The sequence below is a fragment of the Alcanivorax borkumensis SK2 genome (assembly GCF_000009365.1).
Taxonomy (GTDB): domain Bacteria; phylum Pseudomonadota; class Gammaproteobacteria; order Pseudomonadales; family Alcanivoracaceae; genus Alcanivorax; species Alcanivorax borkumensis.
Genome location: NC_008260.1, coordinates 279,023 through 294,247, shown reverse-complemented (window position 1 = coordinate 294,247; position 15,225 = coordinate 279,023). Strand labels below are relative to the sequence as shown.

11 protein-coding genes are annotated in these 15,225 nt (G+C 56.8%); 9 read left to right on the top strand and 2 right to left on the bottom strand.

The window, feature by feature from the left end:
- Positions 1-98: 98 nt before the first annotated feature.
- Complete coding sequence (locus ABO_RS01370; RefSeq protein WP_011587565.1) at positions 99-1,418, bottom strand: ATP-binding protein; 1,320 nt, start codon at positions 1,416-1,418, stop codon at positions 99-101.
- Positions 1,419-1,511: 93 nt separating this feature from the next.
- Positions 1,512-2,222 carry an osmolarity response regulator transcription factor OmpR gene (gene ompR / locus ABO_RS01365; protein WP_011587564.1) on the bottom strand — a complete coding sequence of 237 codons (711 nt, stop codon included), beginning with the start codon at positions 2,220-2,222 and terminating at the stop codon, positions 1,512-1,514.
- A gap of 182 nt (positions 2,223-2,404) precedes the next feature.
- Here ompR and ABO_RS01360 point away from each other — a divergent pair, with 182 nt between their 5' ends.
- The 9 genes from ABO_RS01360 (at position 2,405) to rsd (ending at position 15,062) form a co-directional block, all read left to right on the top strand.
- Positions 2,405-3,769, top strand: a complete 1,365-nt coding sequence (locus ABO_RS01360) for an efflux RND transporter periplasmic adaptor subunit (protein WP_011587563.1) — start codon at positions 2,405-2,407, stop codon at positions 3,767-3,769.
- Entirely contained in the window at positions 3,762-7,373 is a 3,612-nt protein-coding gene (locus tag ABO_RS01355) for an efflux RND transporter permease subunit (protein WP_011587562.1), read from the top strand. The genes ABO_RS01360 and ABO_RS01355 overlap by 8 nt, the downstream gene beginning before the upstream one ends.
- A 206-nt stretch (positions 7,374-7,579) precedes the next feature.
- The gene (locus tag ABO_RS01350; protein ID WP_011587561.1) at positions 7,580-7,942 is read left to right on the top strand and encodes a response regulator; all 363 of its coding nucleotides are present in this window, start codon (positions 7,580-7,582) and stop codon (positions 7,940-7,942) included.
- 182 nt (positions 7,943-8,124) lie between these two features.
- Positions 8,125-10,497 carry a Tex family protein gene (locus tag ABO_RS01345; RefSeq protein WP_011587560.1) on the top strand — a complete coding sequence of 791 codons (2,373 nt, stop codon included), beginning with the start codon at positions 8,125-8,127 and terminating at the stop codon, positions 10,495-10,497.
- A 104-nt stretch (positions 10,498-10,601) separates the two neighbouring features.
- Positions 10,602-12,179, top strand: a complete 1,578-nt coding sequence (gene gshA, locus ABO_RS01340; protein WP_011587559.1) for a glutamate--cysteine ligase — start codon at positions 10,602-10,604, stop codon at positions 12,177-12,179.
- Positions 12,180-12,661: 482 nt separating this feature from the next.
- The gene (locus ABO_RS01330) at positions 12,662-13,165 is read left to right on the top strand and encodes a disulfide bond formation protein B (RefSeq protein WP_011587558.1); all 504 of its coding nucleotides are present in this window, start codon (positions 12,662-12,664) and stop codon (positions 13,163-13,165) included.
- A gap of 7 nt (positions 13,166-13,172) precedes the next feature.
- Positions 13,173-13,556 carry a CidA/LrgA family protein gene (locus tag ABO_RS01325; RefSeq protein WP_011587557.1) on the top strand — a complete coding sequence of 128 codons (384 nt, stop codon included), beginning with the start codon at positions 13,173-13,175 and terminating at the stop codon, positions 13,554-13,556.
- On the top strand, positions 13,546-14,271 hold the full coding sequence (locus tag ABO_RS01320; protein WP_035458968.1) for an LrgB family protein: 726 nt from the start codon (positions 13,546-13,548) through the stop codon (positions 14,269-14,271). Before ABO_RS01325 ends, ABO_RS01320 begins: the two co-directional genes overlap by 11 nt.
- Before the next feature lie 290 nt (positions 14,272-14,561).
- Positions 14,562-15,062 carry a sigma D regulator gene (gene rsd / locus ABO_RS01315; protein ID WP_011587555.1) on the top strand — a complete coding sequence of 167 codons (501 nt, stop codon included), beginning with the start codon at positions 14,562-14,564 and terminating at the stop codon, positions 15,060-15,062.
- Positions 15,063-15,225: the final 163 nt, after the last annotated feature.

The window sequence follows — 15,225 nt, the reverse complement described above, 5'->3', positions numbered from 1 at the left end:
AAGGTCATCATCACTGCTCTCAGCGCCAAGCCGAGCTCCCCGCACCTTTGATGACTCAATCAATAAAGGCATCTGTGGTTAGCAGGTAACAAGGCTCCTTATCTCACGCCCGCAGACAAGGGTTCCGGTTGCACAAACTTTCCGGTTACCGGAAACCGCACTTCAACCAATAGTCCACCATGAGGATGGTTGGCTAAACGGATTTCACCGTGGTGCATATCCACAATCCGTTTCACGATGGCAAGGCCCAAACCACTGCCACTCAAGGTGCGAGCCTTTTCACCTCGGGAAAATGGTTGCAGCAGCAACGGGATATCCTCTTCGCGGACACCGCGGCCATGATCACGCACCGTTAATAGCACCTTGTTCTCGGCAACAGCGGTGCGCACCTCTACTGGTGAGGCGCCGTACTTAAACGCATTGCCCACCAGATTAGCCAGCATCCGCTTTATGGTTAGGCGCTTGAGCATAAGCCGGGGTAAGTCTTCTAGTTCAAACCGCAATTGTTCCGGCGAATACTTACCGGCCACTTCCTGAATCAAGTCATTCAAATTCTCAAAATCCGGCTGCTCATCGGCACCGTCACGGATAAAGGAAATAAACTGATCCAGGATCGCGTCCATATCCTCAATGTCCTCGATAATGCCTTTTGCCAACTCTTCGTCCTGCATGAATTCTGCGGATAAACGCAGGCGCGTGAGTGGCGTACGCAAATCATGGGACACCCCGGCCAACAACAATGCTCGATCTCGCTGGGCATGCTGTAAATCACGGGCCATTCGGTTAAAGGCGCTATTTACCGCCTGAATCTCTTCCGTCCCAGTGGTGGTATCCAATACTGGCACCGCTTCTCCACGCCCCACTTTCAGAGCCACTTTGGCCAGCCGGCGCAACGGTAAATTCAGCCCCCTGGCAATCAGCAAGCCACCGATAATCGCGAGTAACGGCACCGTCACCCCCCAGCCCAACAACAGGTAGCGATCGTAATCCCGGAAGAACGCCATAGGCACGCGCACCCACTGCTTGCCAAACGACGGCGCATTGACCCACAGAACAGGTTGGCGGCTGTCCCCCAGTCGCACCGTCACAGGCTCTTCGAGCATACTTTCCAGCTCTTCCTGAAAACGCCCCACCACCGGACGCGACAGCAGCATGATGCCATCGTGCAGTTCTTCTGGAATGGCCACCGTAATACCAGAGGCACGGCCCAGCCGATCGGCCAGGTCCTGATCCGCTAATGCCCGCGGGGTATCAAAGGTCAACTCTGCCTGCAAAACTGTCAGGCGAGCATATTCACGAATGCCAGGCAGGTAGGCATTACGGGCGAAGAACAACAGCGTCAACGCCTGACTAATACCAATTACCAGCCCCACCACAACAGCGGAGCGGACAAAGGCAGTACGGGGATAGAGTGTCATTGATAAACCGCCAGAAGCTAGACGCTGAACGCCAGACAAAAAAAGACCCTCCGACTTTAAGCGTCAGGCCTCCGGCGTCAAGGTCCGGCACGTTCAATCAGGTACAAATACATACCCCACACCCCATACGGTCTGGATGTAGCGGGGCTTAGAAGGATCGTCTTCCAGTAGGCGGCGCAAGCGTGATACCTGCACGTCAATGGAGCGCTCCATAGCAGACCACTCACGGCCACGGGCCAAGCTCATCAGTTTGTCCCGAGTCAGCGGCTCACGAGGGTTCTGCAACAGCGCCTTAAGCACGGCGAATTCACCCGTGGTCAAGCTCTGTGGGTCACCGTCACGGGTTAGCGTGCGGTTGCCCAGATCAAGCAGCCAAGGGCCAAACGTCACCGACCCTTCTTCCTTACTCGGTGCACCGGGCAACTCTCGCACATGCCGACGCAAAACCGCACGGATACGGGCATCCAGCTCCTTGGGGTTGAACGGCTTAGGCAGATAGTCATCGGCCCCGGCATCGAGCCCCTCAATGCGCTCTGCATCATCGCCCTTGGCGGTGAGCATAATGATCGGCATGATATTTTCAGCTTCGCGCAGACGCCGGCATATGGACAATCCGTCCTCTCCCGGTAGCATTAAATCCAAGACCATTAGAGAATACAGCTCACGAGACAAGGCTCGGTCCATCTGCTCGGCATCCCCCACGGCCTTCACCGTATAGCCCGCCTCTTCAAGAAAACGTTGCAACAGGCTGCGCAGTCGCGCATCGTCATCCACGACTAGAATCTTGTCTTGTTGTTCGCTCACGGCGCCTCCGAAGGTTTCACTGCCCCTGATTTACGCTTTGTGGCCCGAACGTGCAAGAAAATGACACGAAGAGATTGTATAAAAACATTGCCAACGATGAAGGTAGAGGCCGCGAATTAGGAACTCTTATAAGAAAACGCTAAAATACCTGGCTGAGAATTATTATCGATAAAGGAATTCCCTTGCGAGACCGCCTGAAACGAACTCCCCCGGTTGCCCGCGTTATTCTGGGCACCGTTCTAGCGATTATTTTACTTGCCGTACTCAAGCCCTCGGCCCCCACTCGCGACGTGGCCGACAACAATGCCAGGGTACGCTTTGAGCTAGCCGATCCGCAGGCACGTTCTCCGCAAATTCAATTGTTAGGACGGGTTCAATCCCCCCGAGCCGCCAGCCTGACCGCTGTGGTCACCGCTAATGTAGACAGTATCCCCGTACGTGCCGGCCATCGAGTCTCGAAGGGTCAAGTACTGATCCAACTGGACGATACCGAGGCAGCCCTAGCCCGAGATCGCGCCAAGGCTGCCCGCGACGAAGCCGCAGCCCAGCTAGAAACCTCTCGACTGCGCCACCAAAGTGACAAAAATAATCTGGAGCTGGAAAAGAAACTGGCCAAGTTGGCCGCCGACAATCTGGAGCGTATCCGAACCTTACGTGAGCGTAAGCTGGTAGCCCAGACCCAGTTAGACCAAGCCGAAGAAGCGCAAGCACGAGCAGACCTGTCACTCAGCCTGCGCCAGCTCAGTGTCAGCGATTTTGGTAATGAGCTCGCTCGCATGAAGGCCCGGCTAGCCAGCGCCGAAGCTCAATTTAAGCAGGCACAAATTGATCTGGCCCGCACCACCGTCAATGCCCCTTTCGATGGCACCGTGACTCAGGTAAGTGTGGCCCCCGGCGAGCGGGTTCGCCCTGGCGAGCCCCTTATCAAACTGTTTGCAGACACCGAACTGGAAGTCCGCGCGCAGATTCCCGATCGCTATTTGCCCGCAGTCCGTAAAGGTTTGATCGACGGAGACCTATCCGCCAGCACCCAGCTGGAAGGCTATACCTTGCCCCTCAAACTGAAACGGCTGGCCGGGGATGCCGCCGACGCTCGCGGTGGTATCGATGGCCTTTTTGCCTTCAGCGGCGACGGAGCCAAAGGTGCACCCACCGCGGCCCTGGGCCGTCCATTGACCATTACCCTGACACTCCCCGCGCAGCCGCAGCTGCTGGCCCTGCCTGCCACTGCTCTGCACGGGCTTGATCGACTCTATCGTATCGACAGTAATAACCGCCTGCAGCGAGTGTCCGCTGAAATCGTCGGTGAAGCAATTGATAGTGAAGAGCCCCGTTTATTGCTGCGTGCCGATGCTTTGCAAGGCGGCGAACGCATTATGACAACCCAATTGCCCCAGGCCATCGTCGGCCTAGCAGTGGACGCACAGCCTGTACCCGGCAGTAATGCCGATACCAGTACCCAAAACAGTCTAGATACAGGTGGCGAGAGCCCCCCACCCCCAGTGAACGCAACAGAGCAGAACAGCGAGGGCAGCGACAGTGAATGAGTCGCGAGGCCTGATTGCCAGCTTTACCGAACACAAAGTTGCCTCCAATCTGCTGATGGTGCTGATGATCATGCTCGGGGTGCTAGGCCTAACCCGGCTTAACACCCAGCTATTCCCCGACTTCGACTTTGAATATGTCACCGTGACCATCCCCTGGCGCGGTGCCAGCCCGGAAGATGTGCAGCGCTCCATCACCATCCCCGTTGAGCAGGCCCTAAAAACCTTACCCAACACCCGTAAATTTATCGCCCGCTCCCAGCAAGGCGCCAGCGCTATCTTTATCGAACTGGAAGACGGCAGCGACCTGGGCCTAGCCCTAGACGAAGTACGTCAACGCATCGACTCCATCCGCAACCTGCCACAAGATGCGGAACGCCCGGTAATCCAGAAAATCACCCGTTATTCACCGGTCACCTCGATTCTAGTCTCCACAGAAAACGGCAGCCGAGAAGAACTCCGCCCACTGGTGCGGGAAATGGAAGACGAACTGCTGGCGCTAGGCGTCGGCAAAGTTGAATTCATCGGCCTTCCCGAAGAAGAAATGGCCATCCAGGTACCCACCAGCACCCTCCATGACTTGGGCATGACCCTCGGGCAAATCGGCGATAAAGTACGTAGCTTCAGCCAAGACACCCCCGCCGGCACAGTGGGCCGTGACGACGCCGCCAAGCAGCTGCGTGCTCTGGGCCAACGCCGTGATGAAAAGACGTTTGCCGAACTCCCTCTGATTACCACCGCCGACGGCCAGCAGCTAACCTTAGGCGACGTAGCCATCATCGAACGACGTCCCCGGGATGACCAAGCAACGCTCACCTTCGAAGGCAACCCCGCCATTGAGCTACAAGTGATGCGCGGCGAAGACGACGACATGCTCGACCTGGCAGAAAAGGTCCGCACCTGGGGAGCAGAGCACAAACACTCGCTGCCCCAGGGCGTCAAAATGACGTTCTACTTCGAAGCCTGGAAACACGTACAAGAGCGCATATCCACCCTGTTATGGAATGGCATCTCCGGACTAATACTGGTCATTCTCACCCTCTATTTCTTCCTCAACGCCCGGGTGGCCTGGTGGGTGACCGTGGGCATTCCTGTGTCGTTCATGGCCACCCTGGGCATCCTTTGGGTGTTCGGCGGCACCATCAACATGATCAGCCTATTCGGCCTGATTTTGGCTCTTGGCTTGATTGTGGATGACGCCATTGTGGTGGGCGAAGACACGCTCACCCATCTGCAGCAAGGGGAATCCGCCCAGCGCGCGGCCCTGGGGGGCGCACGGCGCATGTTCTGGCCGGTGGTGGCCTCGTCGACGACCACCATTGCCGCCTTCCTGCCGCTGGGCATGATGGGCGGCGCCATGGGCAAAATTGCCTTCGACATCCCCTTCGTCATGATTTGTGTGATCCTTGCCTCACTGATGGAATGCTTCCTGGTTCTGCCCGGGCACTTACACCACAGCTTCCGCGGTATAGAGGTAAAGGCTAGCGGCCTGCGCGAACGTATCGACGTCGGCTTCAACCGCTTCCGTGATGAGCGCTTCCGCCCTTTGGTAGAATGGTCGATCAAACACCGCAAACTGGTCAGCGTGTCCGCCATATGTGCCTTTATCATGGCACTGTCTCTGGTGGCTACCGGTTGGCTCAAATTCACTTTTTTCCCGCCGGTGGACGGCGACCAGTTGCGTGCCGTAGTGGAATTTTCCTCCGGTACCGACAAGCAACAGGTGAACACCTTCCTTGCCGAGCTGGAACACACCCTGGAAGAGACCAACGAAGAACTGGGTGGGCATCTGGTCCACACTATTATCAGACACCATGGCGCCGCCGCAGGCTTCGCCAATATCGGTGGCCGACAGGACCAATTCGGTGATGAATACGGCACTCTGGTCGCCGAGGTTTATACCGGCTCGGATCGAGAAATCTCCAACGACGAACTGATGCAGGCCTGGCGTGAAAAACTTTCCATGCCCGCGGGCTTGGATCGTCTTACTATCTCCCAGCCACAAGCGGGCCCTCCAGGCAAACCCATTGAGGTGAAACTCACCGGCAGTGATGCCGCCACCCTGAAAGCAGCATCCCTCACCTTGCAGGAACGCCTAGACGAATTCTCTGGCGTCAGCAACGTGGATGACGACTTGCCCTACGGTAAGGAACAACTGACATTCGAACTGACCGCCCAGGGCCGCGCCCTAGGACTAACTCTCAGTGAGGTAGCCACCCAGCTACGGGCGGCCTTCGACGGCAGCTTGGCTCAACTTTACAACGAAGACGATGACGAAGTAGAAGTGCGTGTGATGCTGCCCGACAGCGAACGTCGCCGCTTCAGCGCCATTGAACGCCTACCGATCATCACCAGTCAGGGTGAAGCCATTCCTCTGCGCGACGTTGTCACTTTTGACGCCCGCAAGGGGGTCGATCTGCTACGCCGGGTTAACGGCGAGCTGGCAGTGACCGTATACGCAGACCTAGACCCGGAACAGGGCAACGCCAACGAAATCATCGCCATACTCAACGACGGCATTCTCCCGGAGCTGAAGAGCCGATATGGCATCGGCGTTGGCTACGAAGGCAAACTGCAAGAACAAGCCGAAAACCTGCAAGATCTGGCCACCGGCGCCCTGGTTGGCCTAGCCATTATCTATATCGTGCTGGCCTGGGTGTTCAGCTCCTATTCCTGGCCGCTAGCGATCATGACAGCGATCTTCTTCGGCCTCACCGGTGCGGTCATCGGGCATATTTTCACCGCCCCGTTTGGAATCAAATTTTCCATGTTCTCGGCCATGGGACTATTTGGTCTGTCCGGCATTATCGTTAACGACTCCATTGTTCTGGTGAGCTTTTACCAACAACTGGTGGCGGAAGGCATGGAACGTTTCCAAGCAATCACCGAAGCCTGTGTGCGCCGTTTACGTGCAGTGTTGCTCACCTCCATTACCACCGTGGCCGGGCTCACCCCGATTCTGTTCGAAAGCTCCTTGCAAGCCCAGTTTCTCAAACCCATGGCGGTGAGCCTGGTGTTCGGGCTACTGTTCGGCACCGGGCTGATTCTGCTAGTCGTGCCCGCCATGCTTATGCTGATCGAAGAACAGCGCGATCGTTTCCAAGGGCTCAGCCAACATCTAGCACCACGCCATTGGCCCAACCTGCTACAGCGCGCTTGGCGCTTTGATCCTATCCATTATCGCCAACAACCCGGCCCGCAAGGCCTAGGCGGCAACCTATGGTGGGCGATGCTACTAGGGCCCACCCTGCTACTAAAAGTGTTTGCCTGTCTGCCACTGCTCAAATCAGTGGCCAGCGAACACGCTAACCTGCAGCTGATCGCCCCCGCCGGCGTGCTCTGGTTGCTAATGCTTGGCTTGGGTCTGGCCTTCCTGTGGAGCCTATTCCGTCGTCGCCAACAGACCCAGGCATTGGCGCTGTACTGGCTGCTAATAACGGGGCTGGGCAGCCTTACCATTGCCTCATTCGCCCCACTGGTGGGGCATCACGGCGAAGCCCTGGCCAACAGCTTCTGGTCCCTGGCCCGCTGGACCCTGGTGACGGGCCTGATTGTGCTACCGATCCTGCTATGGGGACGGCGCAGCGCTCACACGCTGACGAGATGACAACGCAAGCACAAGTCACACCCGAGTATACTGGGCGCACAGCGGCGAACTGTTACCGCTTGCTGCCCCCTCGCGACGCTAAGCGGCACACATGTGCCATAATTCGACAGCTTACCTTTTAAGCCGCCACTGGTATGATTCGCGATTGGGTCGAGACATATATAAAAAACAGCCGATGGGATCAATACCGGCTTGAGGAGAGCAGCATGGCCAAAATTCTTGTGGTGGACGATTCCCCAACCCAGCGGAGCAATCTGGTTAAGATTGTCCAAGGCCAGGGCCATGATGTCGTTACTGCCAGCAACGGCATGGAAGGAATTGAAAAAGCCAAACAGGAACACCCCGATTTGATCCTTATGGATGTGGTTATGCCGGAGCTAAACGGCTTCCAGGCAACCCGAAAGATAACCCGCGACCCTGTCACCGAGAGCATCCCGATAATTCTGGTAACCACTAAAGATCAGGAAACGGACAAGGTTTGGGGCGAACGGCAAGGCGCCTTCGGTTATGTGGTGAAGCCGCCGCAGGAAGCGGAACTGGTCGCCAAAATCAATGAAGCTCTGGCCTAAGTGATCGTCTGCGGGCCATAACCCGCACTGACCAAGTGTCCATGACCTTCACCGCAGCCACAGCCGCTTTTACAAGTCAATCTATCAACGACCGGATTCATTCCCTATGATTCCGGTCGTTTTGTATTTAAAGAGCGCTTGCACGCAGCACGCTTGCAGACCGTACGCCGTCAGGATATATCATGCGTAGTATCGAACAGATTATTGCCGAAGAAATCGGTTGCCAGGAACGCCAGGTCAACGCTGCCGTTGCCCTGCTCGACGAAGGTTCCACCGTCCCCTTTATCGCCCGTTACCGCAAAGAGGTGACCGGCGGGCTGGACGACACCCAGCTGCGCAACCTGGAAGAACGGCTGCGTTATCTGCGCGAGATGGAAGAACGCCGCGAGACCATCCTGAAGAGCATCACCGAACAGGAAAAGCTTACCCCTGAACTGGAAAAAGCCATCAAGGCTGCCGACACCAAGACCCGGCTGGAAGATCTCTACCTGCCCTACAAGCCCAAGCGCCGTACCCGCGCCCAGATTGCCCGCGAAGCTGGCCTGGAACCGCTGGCTAACAGCCTAATAGATGATCCTACCCAGGACCCGGAAGCACTAGCCGCCGGTTACTTGAACGAGGAACACAAGATTGCCACCGCCAAGGACGCCTTGGACGGTGCCAAACAGATCCTCATGGAGCGTTTCGCTGAAGATGCCGAGCTGCTCACCCGCCTGCGCACCTTCCTCTGGGACAAAGGCCAAATTCAGGCCAAAGTGGTGGAAGGCAAGGAAAAAGACGGCGCCAAGTTCAGTGACTATTTTGATCACAGCGAAACCCTCAAAGGGATCCCCAGCCACCGCGCACTGGCCCTGTTTCGGGGCCGTAATGAGGGCATTTTGCATGTCTCAATGGTGCTGCCGGAAGAGTTGGAAAATGCTCAACCGCATCCCTGCGAAGCCATGGTCACTGCCGTAGCGGACTGGCAGCACGCCGGCCGGGCCGCCGATGATTGGCTCAAAGAAGTGATGCGCTGGACCTGGAAGATCAAACTCAACACTCATCTGGAAACCGAATTACTGGGCCGAGTGCGTGAAATGGGTGAAGAGGAAGCCATTCAGGTTTTCGCTCGTAACCTGAAAAGCTTGTTGATGGCCTCCCCCGCCGGCCCTAAATGCACCATGGGCCTGGACCCTGGCCTGCGTACCGGCGTGAAAGTGGTTGTCGTGGATGCCACCGGAAAGCTGCTGGAACACACCACCATCTTCCCTCACCAGCCAAAGAAGCAGTGGGATCAGTCCCTCAGTAAGCTGACTGCGCTGAGCAAACAGCATGGCGTGGAATTGATCGCCATCGGCAACGGCACTGCTAGCCGGGAAACCGACAAGCTGGCCGGCGAAGTGGTGAAATTGCTCAAGGATCAGCCGATCCAAAAAATTATCGTTTCTGAAGCCGGCGCCTCGGTCTACTCTGCCTCGGAAATGGCGGCCCTGGAATTCCCAGAACTAGACGTGTCTTTCCGTGGCGCGGTATCCATTGCCCGCCGCCTGCAAGACCCACTAGCCGAGTTGGTAAAAATCGATCCGAAAGCCATCGGTGTTGGCCAGTACCAGCATGACGTAAGCCAGGTAAAATTGTCCCGCTCACTGGATACCGTGGTGGAAGACTGCGTGAACTCGGTGGGCGTGGATGTGAACACCGCCAGCGCCCCCTTGCTGGCCCGTATTGCCGGCCTTAACAGCACCATCGCCGGCAACATCGTTTCGTTTCGAGAGAAGAACGGCGCCTTTGCCAGCCGCGCCAACCTGAAACTGGTGCCGCGCCTAGGCGACAAGACCTTTGAGCAAGCCGCTGGTTTCTTGCGCATCATGAACGGCGAAAACCCGCTGGACCGCTCCTCGGTTCACCCAGAAGCCTACCCGGTGGTGGAAAGAATTGCCGAGCAGCATGGCCGCCCCCTAAAGGATCTAGTGGGTGATGTGCCGTTCCTGAAGAAGGTCAACGCTGCCGACTTCACCGACGATAACTTCGGCTTACCCACCGTCACCGACATTCTCAGTGAATTAGAAAAACCCGGCCGCGATCCGCGCCCGGAATTCAAAGCCGCGGTTCTCAAGGAAGGGGTGGAAACCCTCAAGGATCTCAAGCAAAACATGATCCTCGAAGGCACCGTCACCAACGTGACCAACTTCGGCGCCTTTGTAGATGTGGGTGTTCATCAGGACGGACTGGTGCACGTATCCGCACTGGCCGACAAATTCGTGGAAGATCCGCACCAAGTGGTCGCCCCCGGCGATATCGTTAAAGTGAAAGTGCTGGACGTGGATCTAGACCGCAAACGCATCAGCCTGACCATGCGCATGGGCGATCAACCCACGGAGAAACCCAGCGGCCAACGCCCCACCAGCAACCGCGCCAACCAAGCAAACAAAGGCAATAACCCACGCCGTGGCGGTGGTAATGGTGGAGCTCAACGCGCTGGCGGCCAGCCCCAGGGCGGCGGCGGCACCTTCGCCGACCTATTTGCCAAAGCTAAGGAAGAGAAGCAGAAGAAAGACAGCAAGAAGCGCTCCTGAGTGGAGCGACTTCTCAGCGTCATTCTATTGCCCCATGATTGTCGGAATTCCGTCACACCCGCGGCCGGTCCCTTATCTGACTGGTCGCACGACAGGTCCCAACCATGAAGCATCTTGAACAGCGAATTCATGCCCTGCTGAATGCAGATGCCGCAGCCACCTTGGCCGGCATCCGTCGTGGCATCGAAAAAGAAAGCCTGCGCATCACCACCGATGGCACCCTGGCGCAAACGCCACATCCTCGTGCCTTGGGCTCTGCGCTAACGCATCCGTACATCACCACGGATTATTCTGAAGCCCTGCTGGAATTTATTACGCCCCCGAGTACCGAGCTGCACAAGCCCATTGAATTTCTCGAGCAACTGCACCGCTATGTGTACAGCCATATCGGCGATGAAGTGCTGTGGGTGAATTCCATGCCCTGCATGATCGGCAAAGACAGCGACGTACCCGTAGCGCAATATGGAAGCTCCAACGTGGGCCGTATGAAAACGGTGTACAGAGAAGGGCTCGGCCACCGCTACGGTCGCAAGATGCAAACCATTGCCGGAATTCATTACAACTTTTCCTACCCGGACGCATTTTGGAAACTGAACCAGCAACTGGAAGGTGATAACGCCCCATTACAGGATTACATTTCCCGTCGCTATTTCGACCTAACACGCAACTTCCAGCGCTATTCCTGGTTGCTGGTCTATCTGTTCGGGGCCTCACCCGCGCTGTGTGCTTCTTTCCTGGCCGGGCGCGAGCACGACTTGCTGGAGCGCTTCGATCACTCCCTGTATCGCCCCCAGGCCACCAGCCTGCGTATGAGCGACCTGGGCTACCAGAACAACGCCCAATCATCGCTGGCGATTAGCTACAACAATCTGGATGAATACGTCAGCACACTCACTCATGCCATCAACACCCCGGAGCCGGCCTACGAAAAAATGGGCGTTAAAGTCACCGACGCCGATGGCAACGTGAAGTATCAGCAACTCAACGCCAATATTCTGCAAATCGAAAACGAGTACTACTCGTCGATCCGCCCGAAACGCACCATCAAACCCGGCGAGCGCCCCACTACAGCGCTGCAAGAACGCGGCGTGGAGTACATTGAAATCCGTGCGTTGGATTTAAACCCGTTCGAGCCGGTGGGCATCAACCAACAAGAAATCCGGTTCTTGGATCTGTTTGCCACCTATTGCCTGCTGCGCGAATCACCGCAACTGGAAAAATGCGACCTGCATGCCAGCAAGGAAAACCTGCGCAAGGTGGTTTACGACGGTCGAAATACCGACATCCAGCTATACAACTGGGGCAAGTCGGTGAGCCTAAAAAACTGGGCATCAGAAAAACTGACGCAAATGCAGCCCATCGCCGAGTTGTTTGATCGCGCCCACGGCGGCAACAACTATGCCGAGGCGCTGGCGCACCAACAGGAAAAAGTCGACAACCCCAGTGCCACTCCGTCTGCACAGATTTTGGAACAACTGGAGAGCCGTAATCAGGGCTTTTTCCAGTTCGCCATGGAGCAGGCCTTGGCCCACCGCGATCATTTCCTGTCCGGTCAGCGTTGCGACGCCACCAACCAGCAGCTGGAAGCGCTGGCCGCCGACAGCTTGGCCGAACAAGCCGCAGGCGAAGCCGCCGATCAGCAATCCTTCGAGGAATATCTAGCGGATTACTTCCACGATTAGCTCCCTCGAGATCCGAATCCGCCCTATGTATCAACCGTAGGGCGGAAGTCGGCCGCCGGCCACCTCACCCGCCGCCAGCAATCAACATGACATTGCATTGCGACCCACTCCGCTGTACAGCCCACCGTTAATACCTCAGTAGAATCGCGCCTGCTGCTTTTGCACAAAAAGAATGCGGACTCGCGCGCTATGTAAACCGTGCAACAGCGGCATGTCTCTAAACCGGAAGTGATGCCTGGTGTGGCTGAAACCTGCAGGCAAGAAAGCACCAAGAAAGCCTGACGCCGCTCCCGCAAAAGAGTCCAGACTCACTCTGACCTCTTGCGTGGAAAACAATGCTTGCAGGCGAAGACCGCAGCCGTGGAGCGCAAGCATCTCTTCATGCACCGGGCGCCCTGCGTTAACGGGCTATCGAAAAGCCCCTTGCTGCCACCGCCGCTTTTGCCTACCCTTCGCCGATCCCTCGACGAAAAGAGCCGCCCATGTCGTCCATTATTCCTGCTCCACGCCCGCTTAATGCTCTCGCTTTTCTGGCCTGTCTCGCGGCCATTGTCGGGGCGCTCTATCTGCAGCATGTAGATGGGCTCGAGCCCTGCCCGCTGTGTATTTTTCAACGCGTCGGCGTGATCGCCGGGGCCGTGATTCTGCTCATCGCCAGCCTGCATGGCCCGAAGAACATTGGCGTGCGCATCTATGGTGCCCTGACCACCCTAGCGGCCCTTGGCGGCGGTGCAGTCGCCGCTCGTCACATTTGGCTGCAGAATCTGCCCGCCGATCAGGTGCCTGCCTGCGGCCCCGGCCTGGATTACATGCTAGAGGTTTTCCCTCTGCAGAATGTGCTTCAGCAAGTGCTGGCCGGCTCCGGCGAATGCGCCGAAATGGATTGGTCCTTTCTGGGGCTGAGCTTGCCAGGCTGGTCCATGGTGGTGTTTGCTGGGCTGCTGCTCGTCGGCCTGATTCAGATGTTCCGCCCCCTGACCCGCTGAGCCCGCCATGATTGATGGCTTGCTGATTCTCTTACTGTTCCAGTTTTTCGGTGAGGTCATTATTCGCCTCACCGGCATCCCCTTGCCTGCCTCTGTGGTCGGCATGGTACTGCTATTGTTGGCATTGCTGTTGAACGCCCCCTATACCCAGCGGGTAGCGCCTGCCGCCGGTGGCCTGATCAAACACATCAGCCTGCTGATTTTTCCGCTCGGAGTAGGTATCGTGCTGCAATGGCACCGCTATGAAGACTATGCGCTGGCGCTAGGCGTTGCCGTAGTGTTGGGGACCATTCTCAGCATGATTGTGATCACATTCATGTTGAAAAAACTGCTCGGCGGCAAACACCAGGAAGCCAGTAACAAGCCCCATGGAGACGACCATGCTGGCTAATTTAGATAACCTGGCCGAACTGGTACATACGCCGTTGTTTGGCCTGCTATTAACCTTGGCCAGCTACCGTTTTGCACTGTGGGTATACGGGCGCAGCAACAGCCTGCCCATTTTTCACCCGTTTCTTGTGGCATCCATTCCAGTAATTATTGTGCTGCCGTTGGTCAACGTAGACTACGAGGAATACCGCGAACAAACCCAGATGATTTCTTTCTTGCTAGGCCCAGCCACTGTCGCCCTGGCCTGGCCGCTATACCGGCAGTTACACACCGTGCGCAGCGTGCTCAAGCCCATTCTAGTAGCCACGGTCTTCGGCGCCACTCTCTCTGCCGCCATTGCCGTAGGCTTGGCCTGGTGGCTGGGTGCACCACCTGAAGTTGTGGGCTCGCTGGCACCTAAATCCATCACCACTCCGATTGCTGTTGAAGTGGTGAAGTCCACGGGAGGGTATGTGTCGCTAGCAGCTGGCGCTGTGGCCATTACCGGCATCGTCGGCGCACTCAGCGCCGGCCCCATCTTTCGATTGCTCAGGGTCACGGACCATCGGGTGAAGGGGTTTGCGCTAGGGCTAGTTGCCCACGCCATCGGCACCGCCCGCGCCTTCGAATACGGTGAGAAAGCCGGGGCCTTCGCGGGCCTGGCGCTGGGCTTGTGTGGGCTAGTGACGGCCATCGCCCTCCCCTGGCTTTGGCCCTGGGTGGCGCAATACTTGTAAACAACCCCACAGCCTGCACGCGCGCTTTACGTTACATACCGCTGTTACAAAGCACTAAAAATACCCGCCTTATAAGAAATCCGTCTTTGCCCGCAAGTGGCTGACGTTAGGCTGTTTTTTCGCCAATTTGAGCTCGCCCATCAAAAAGGTCACTTTCTGCCCATTGCCCCACCATCTCACCCCGTCCTAGTCTCAATAGCCCTGCTGAAGAATCAAAACCATCGGCCGCCGAGCTATTCACTGCTTACCGGCCTAAGGCAGTCTCAGCCATTCACTAAGGAGGGAATACAATGGCGAGTTCAACATCTGCAGCACTGGCTCAATGGCAACGTATCGAAGCACTGGTTCAGGCTTGGCTGGATGAACGCCAGCAGCTGATTGTGCTGCTCTGCACTATGCAGGGCTTGAAAGGGCTTTCTGCAGTCCAACCCAACGATAACCCACAACCCATACACCGTCAGGTTCAACGCTTTTGCCAACTGTTGATGGATTACATCAGCGCAGGTTACTTCGAGGTATACCGAGAGCTAGTCAATGAAGCCCGGCATTTCCAGCGAGACAACCCGACACTGACCCGGCAGATTTTGGCCAAGCTGGACCGCTCCACTGATGCAGCTCTTGCCTTCAACGAAGATTTTGAGCACCCAGACCAGTGTTTGGCGCAACGAGATGTGCTACCAGAACGCATCAGTGCGCTGATGGAAACCCTAGAAGAACGCTTTGCACTGGAAGACCAGCTGATCCTCAGCATCCATCAGCAAGATCCCCCTTACCAACAGGCCACACATTAATAAAGGATATATTGCGAGTTGAACGTTGAACCGCGGGGTGGAGATGTTGCAACACGACTTTGTTTAGGGCTTCGCCCGTAACCTTCAGACCCGCCGCGGATTTATAAAAAATCGCGCGCCGTTTGAATTCAACGGTGTAGGCTCTCTTCACCTATTCGTTGCA

Coding starts and splice junctions, on each gene's coding strand:
- ABO_RS01370 (WP_011587565.1), bottom strand. CDS start 1,418: ATGACACTCTATCCCCGTACTGCCTTTGTCCGCTCCGCTGTTGTGGTG.
- ABO_RS01350 (WP_011587561.1), top strand. CDS start 7,580: ATGGCCAAAATTCTTGTGGTGGACGATTCCCCAACCCAGCGGAGCAAT.
- ABO_RS01345 (WP_011587560.1), top strand. CDS start 8,125: ATGCGTAGTATCGAACAGATTATTGCCGAAGAAATCGGTTGCCAGGAA.
- gshA (WP_011587559.1), top strand. CDS start 10,602: ATGAAGCATCTTGAACAGCGAATTCATGCCCTGCTGAATGCAGATGCC.
- ABO_RS01330 (WP_011587558.1), top strand. CDS start 12,662: ATGTCGTCCATTATTCCTGCTCCACGCCCGCTTAATGCTCTCGCTTTT.
- ABO_RS01325 (WP_011587557.1), top strand. CDS start 13,173: ATGATTGATGGCTTGCTGATTCTCTTACTGTTCCAGTTTTTCGGTGAG.
- ABO_RS01320 (WP_035458968.1), top strand. CDS start 13,546: ATGCTGGCTAATTTAGATAACCTGGCCGAACTGGTACATACGCCGTTG.
- rsd (WP_011587555.1), top strand. CDS start 14,562: ATGGCGAGTTCAACATCTGCAGCACTGGCTCAATGGCAACGTATCGAA.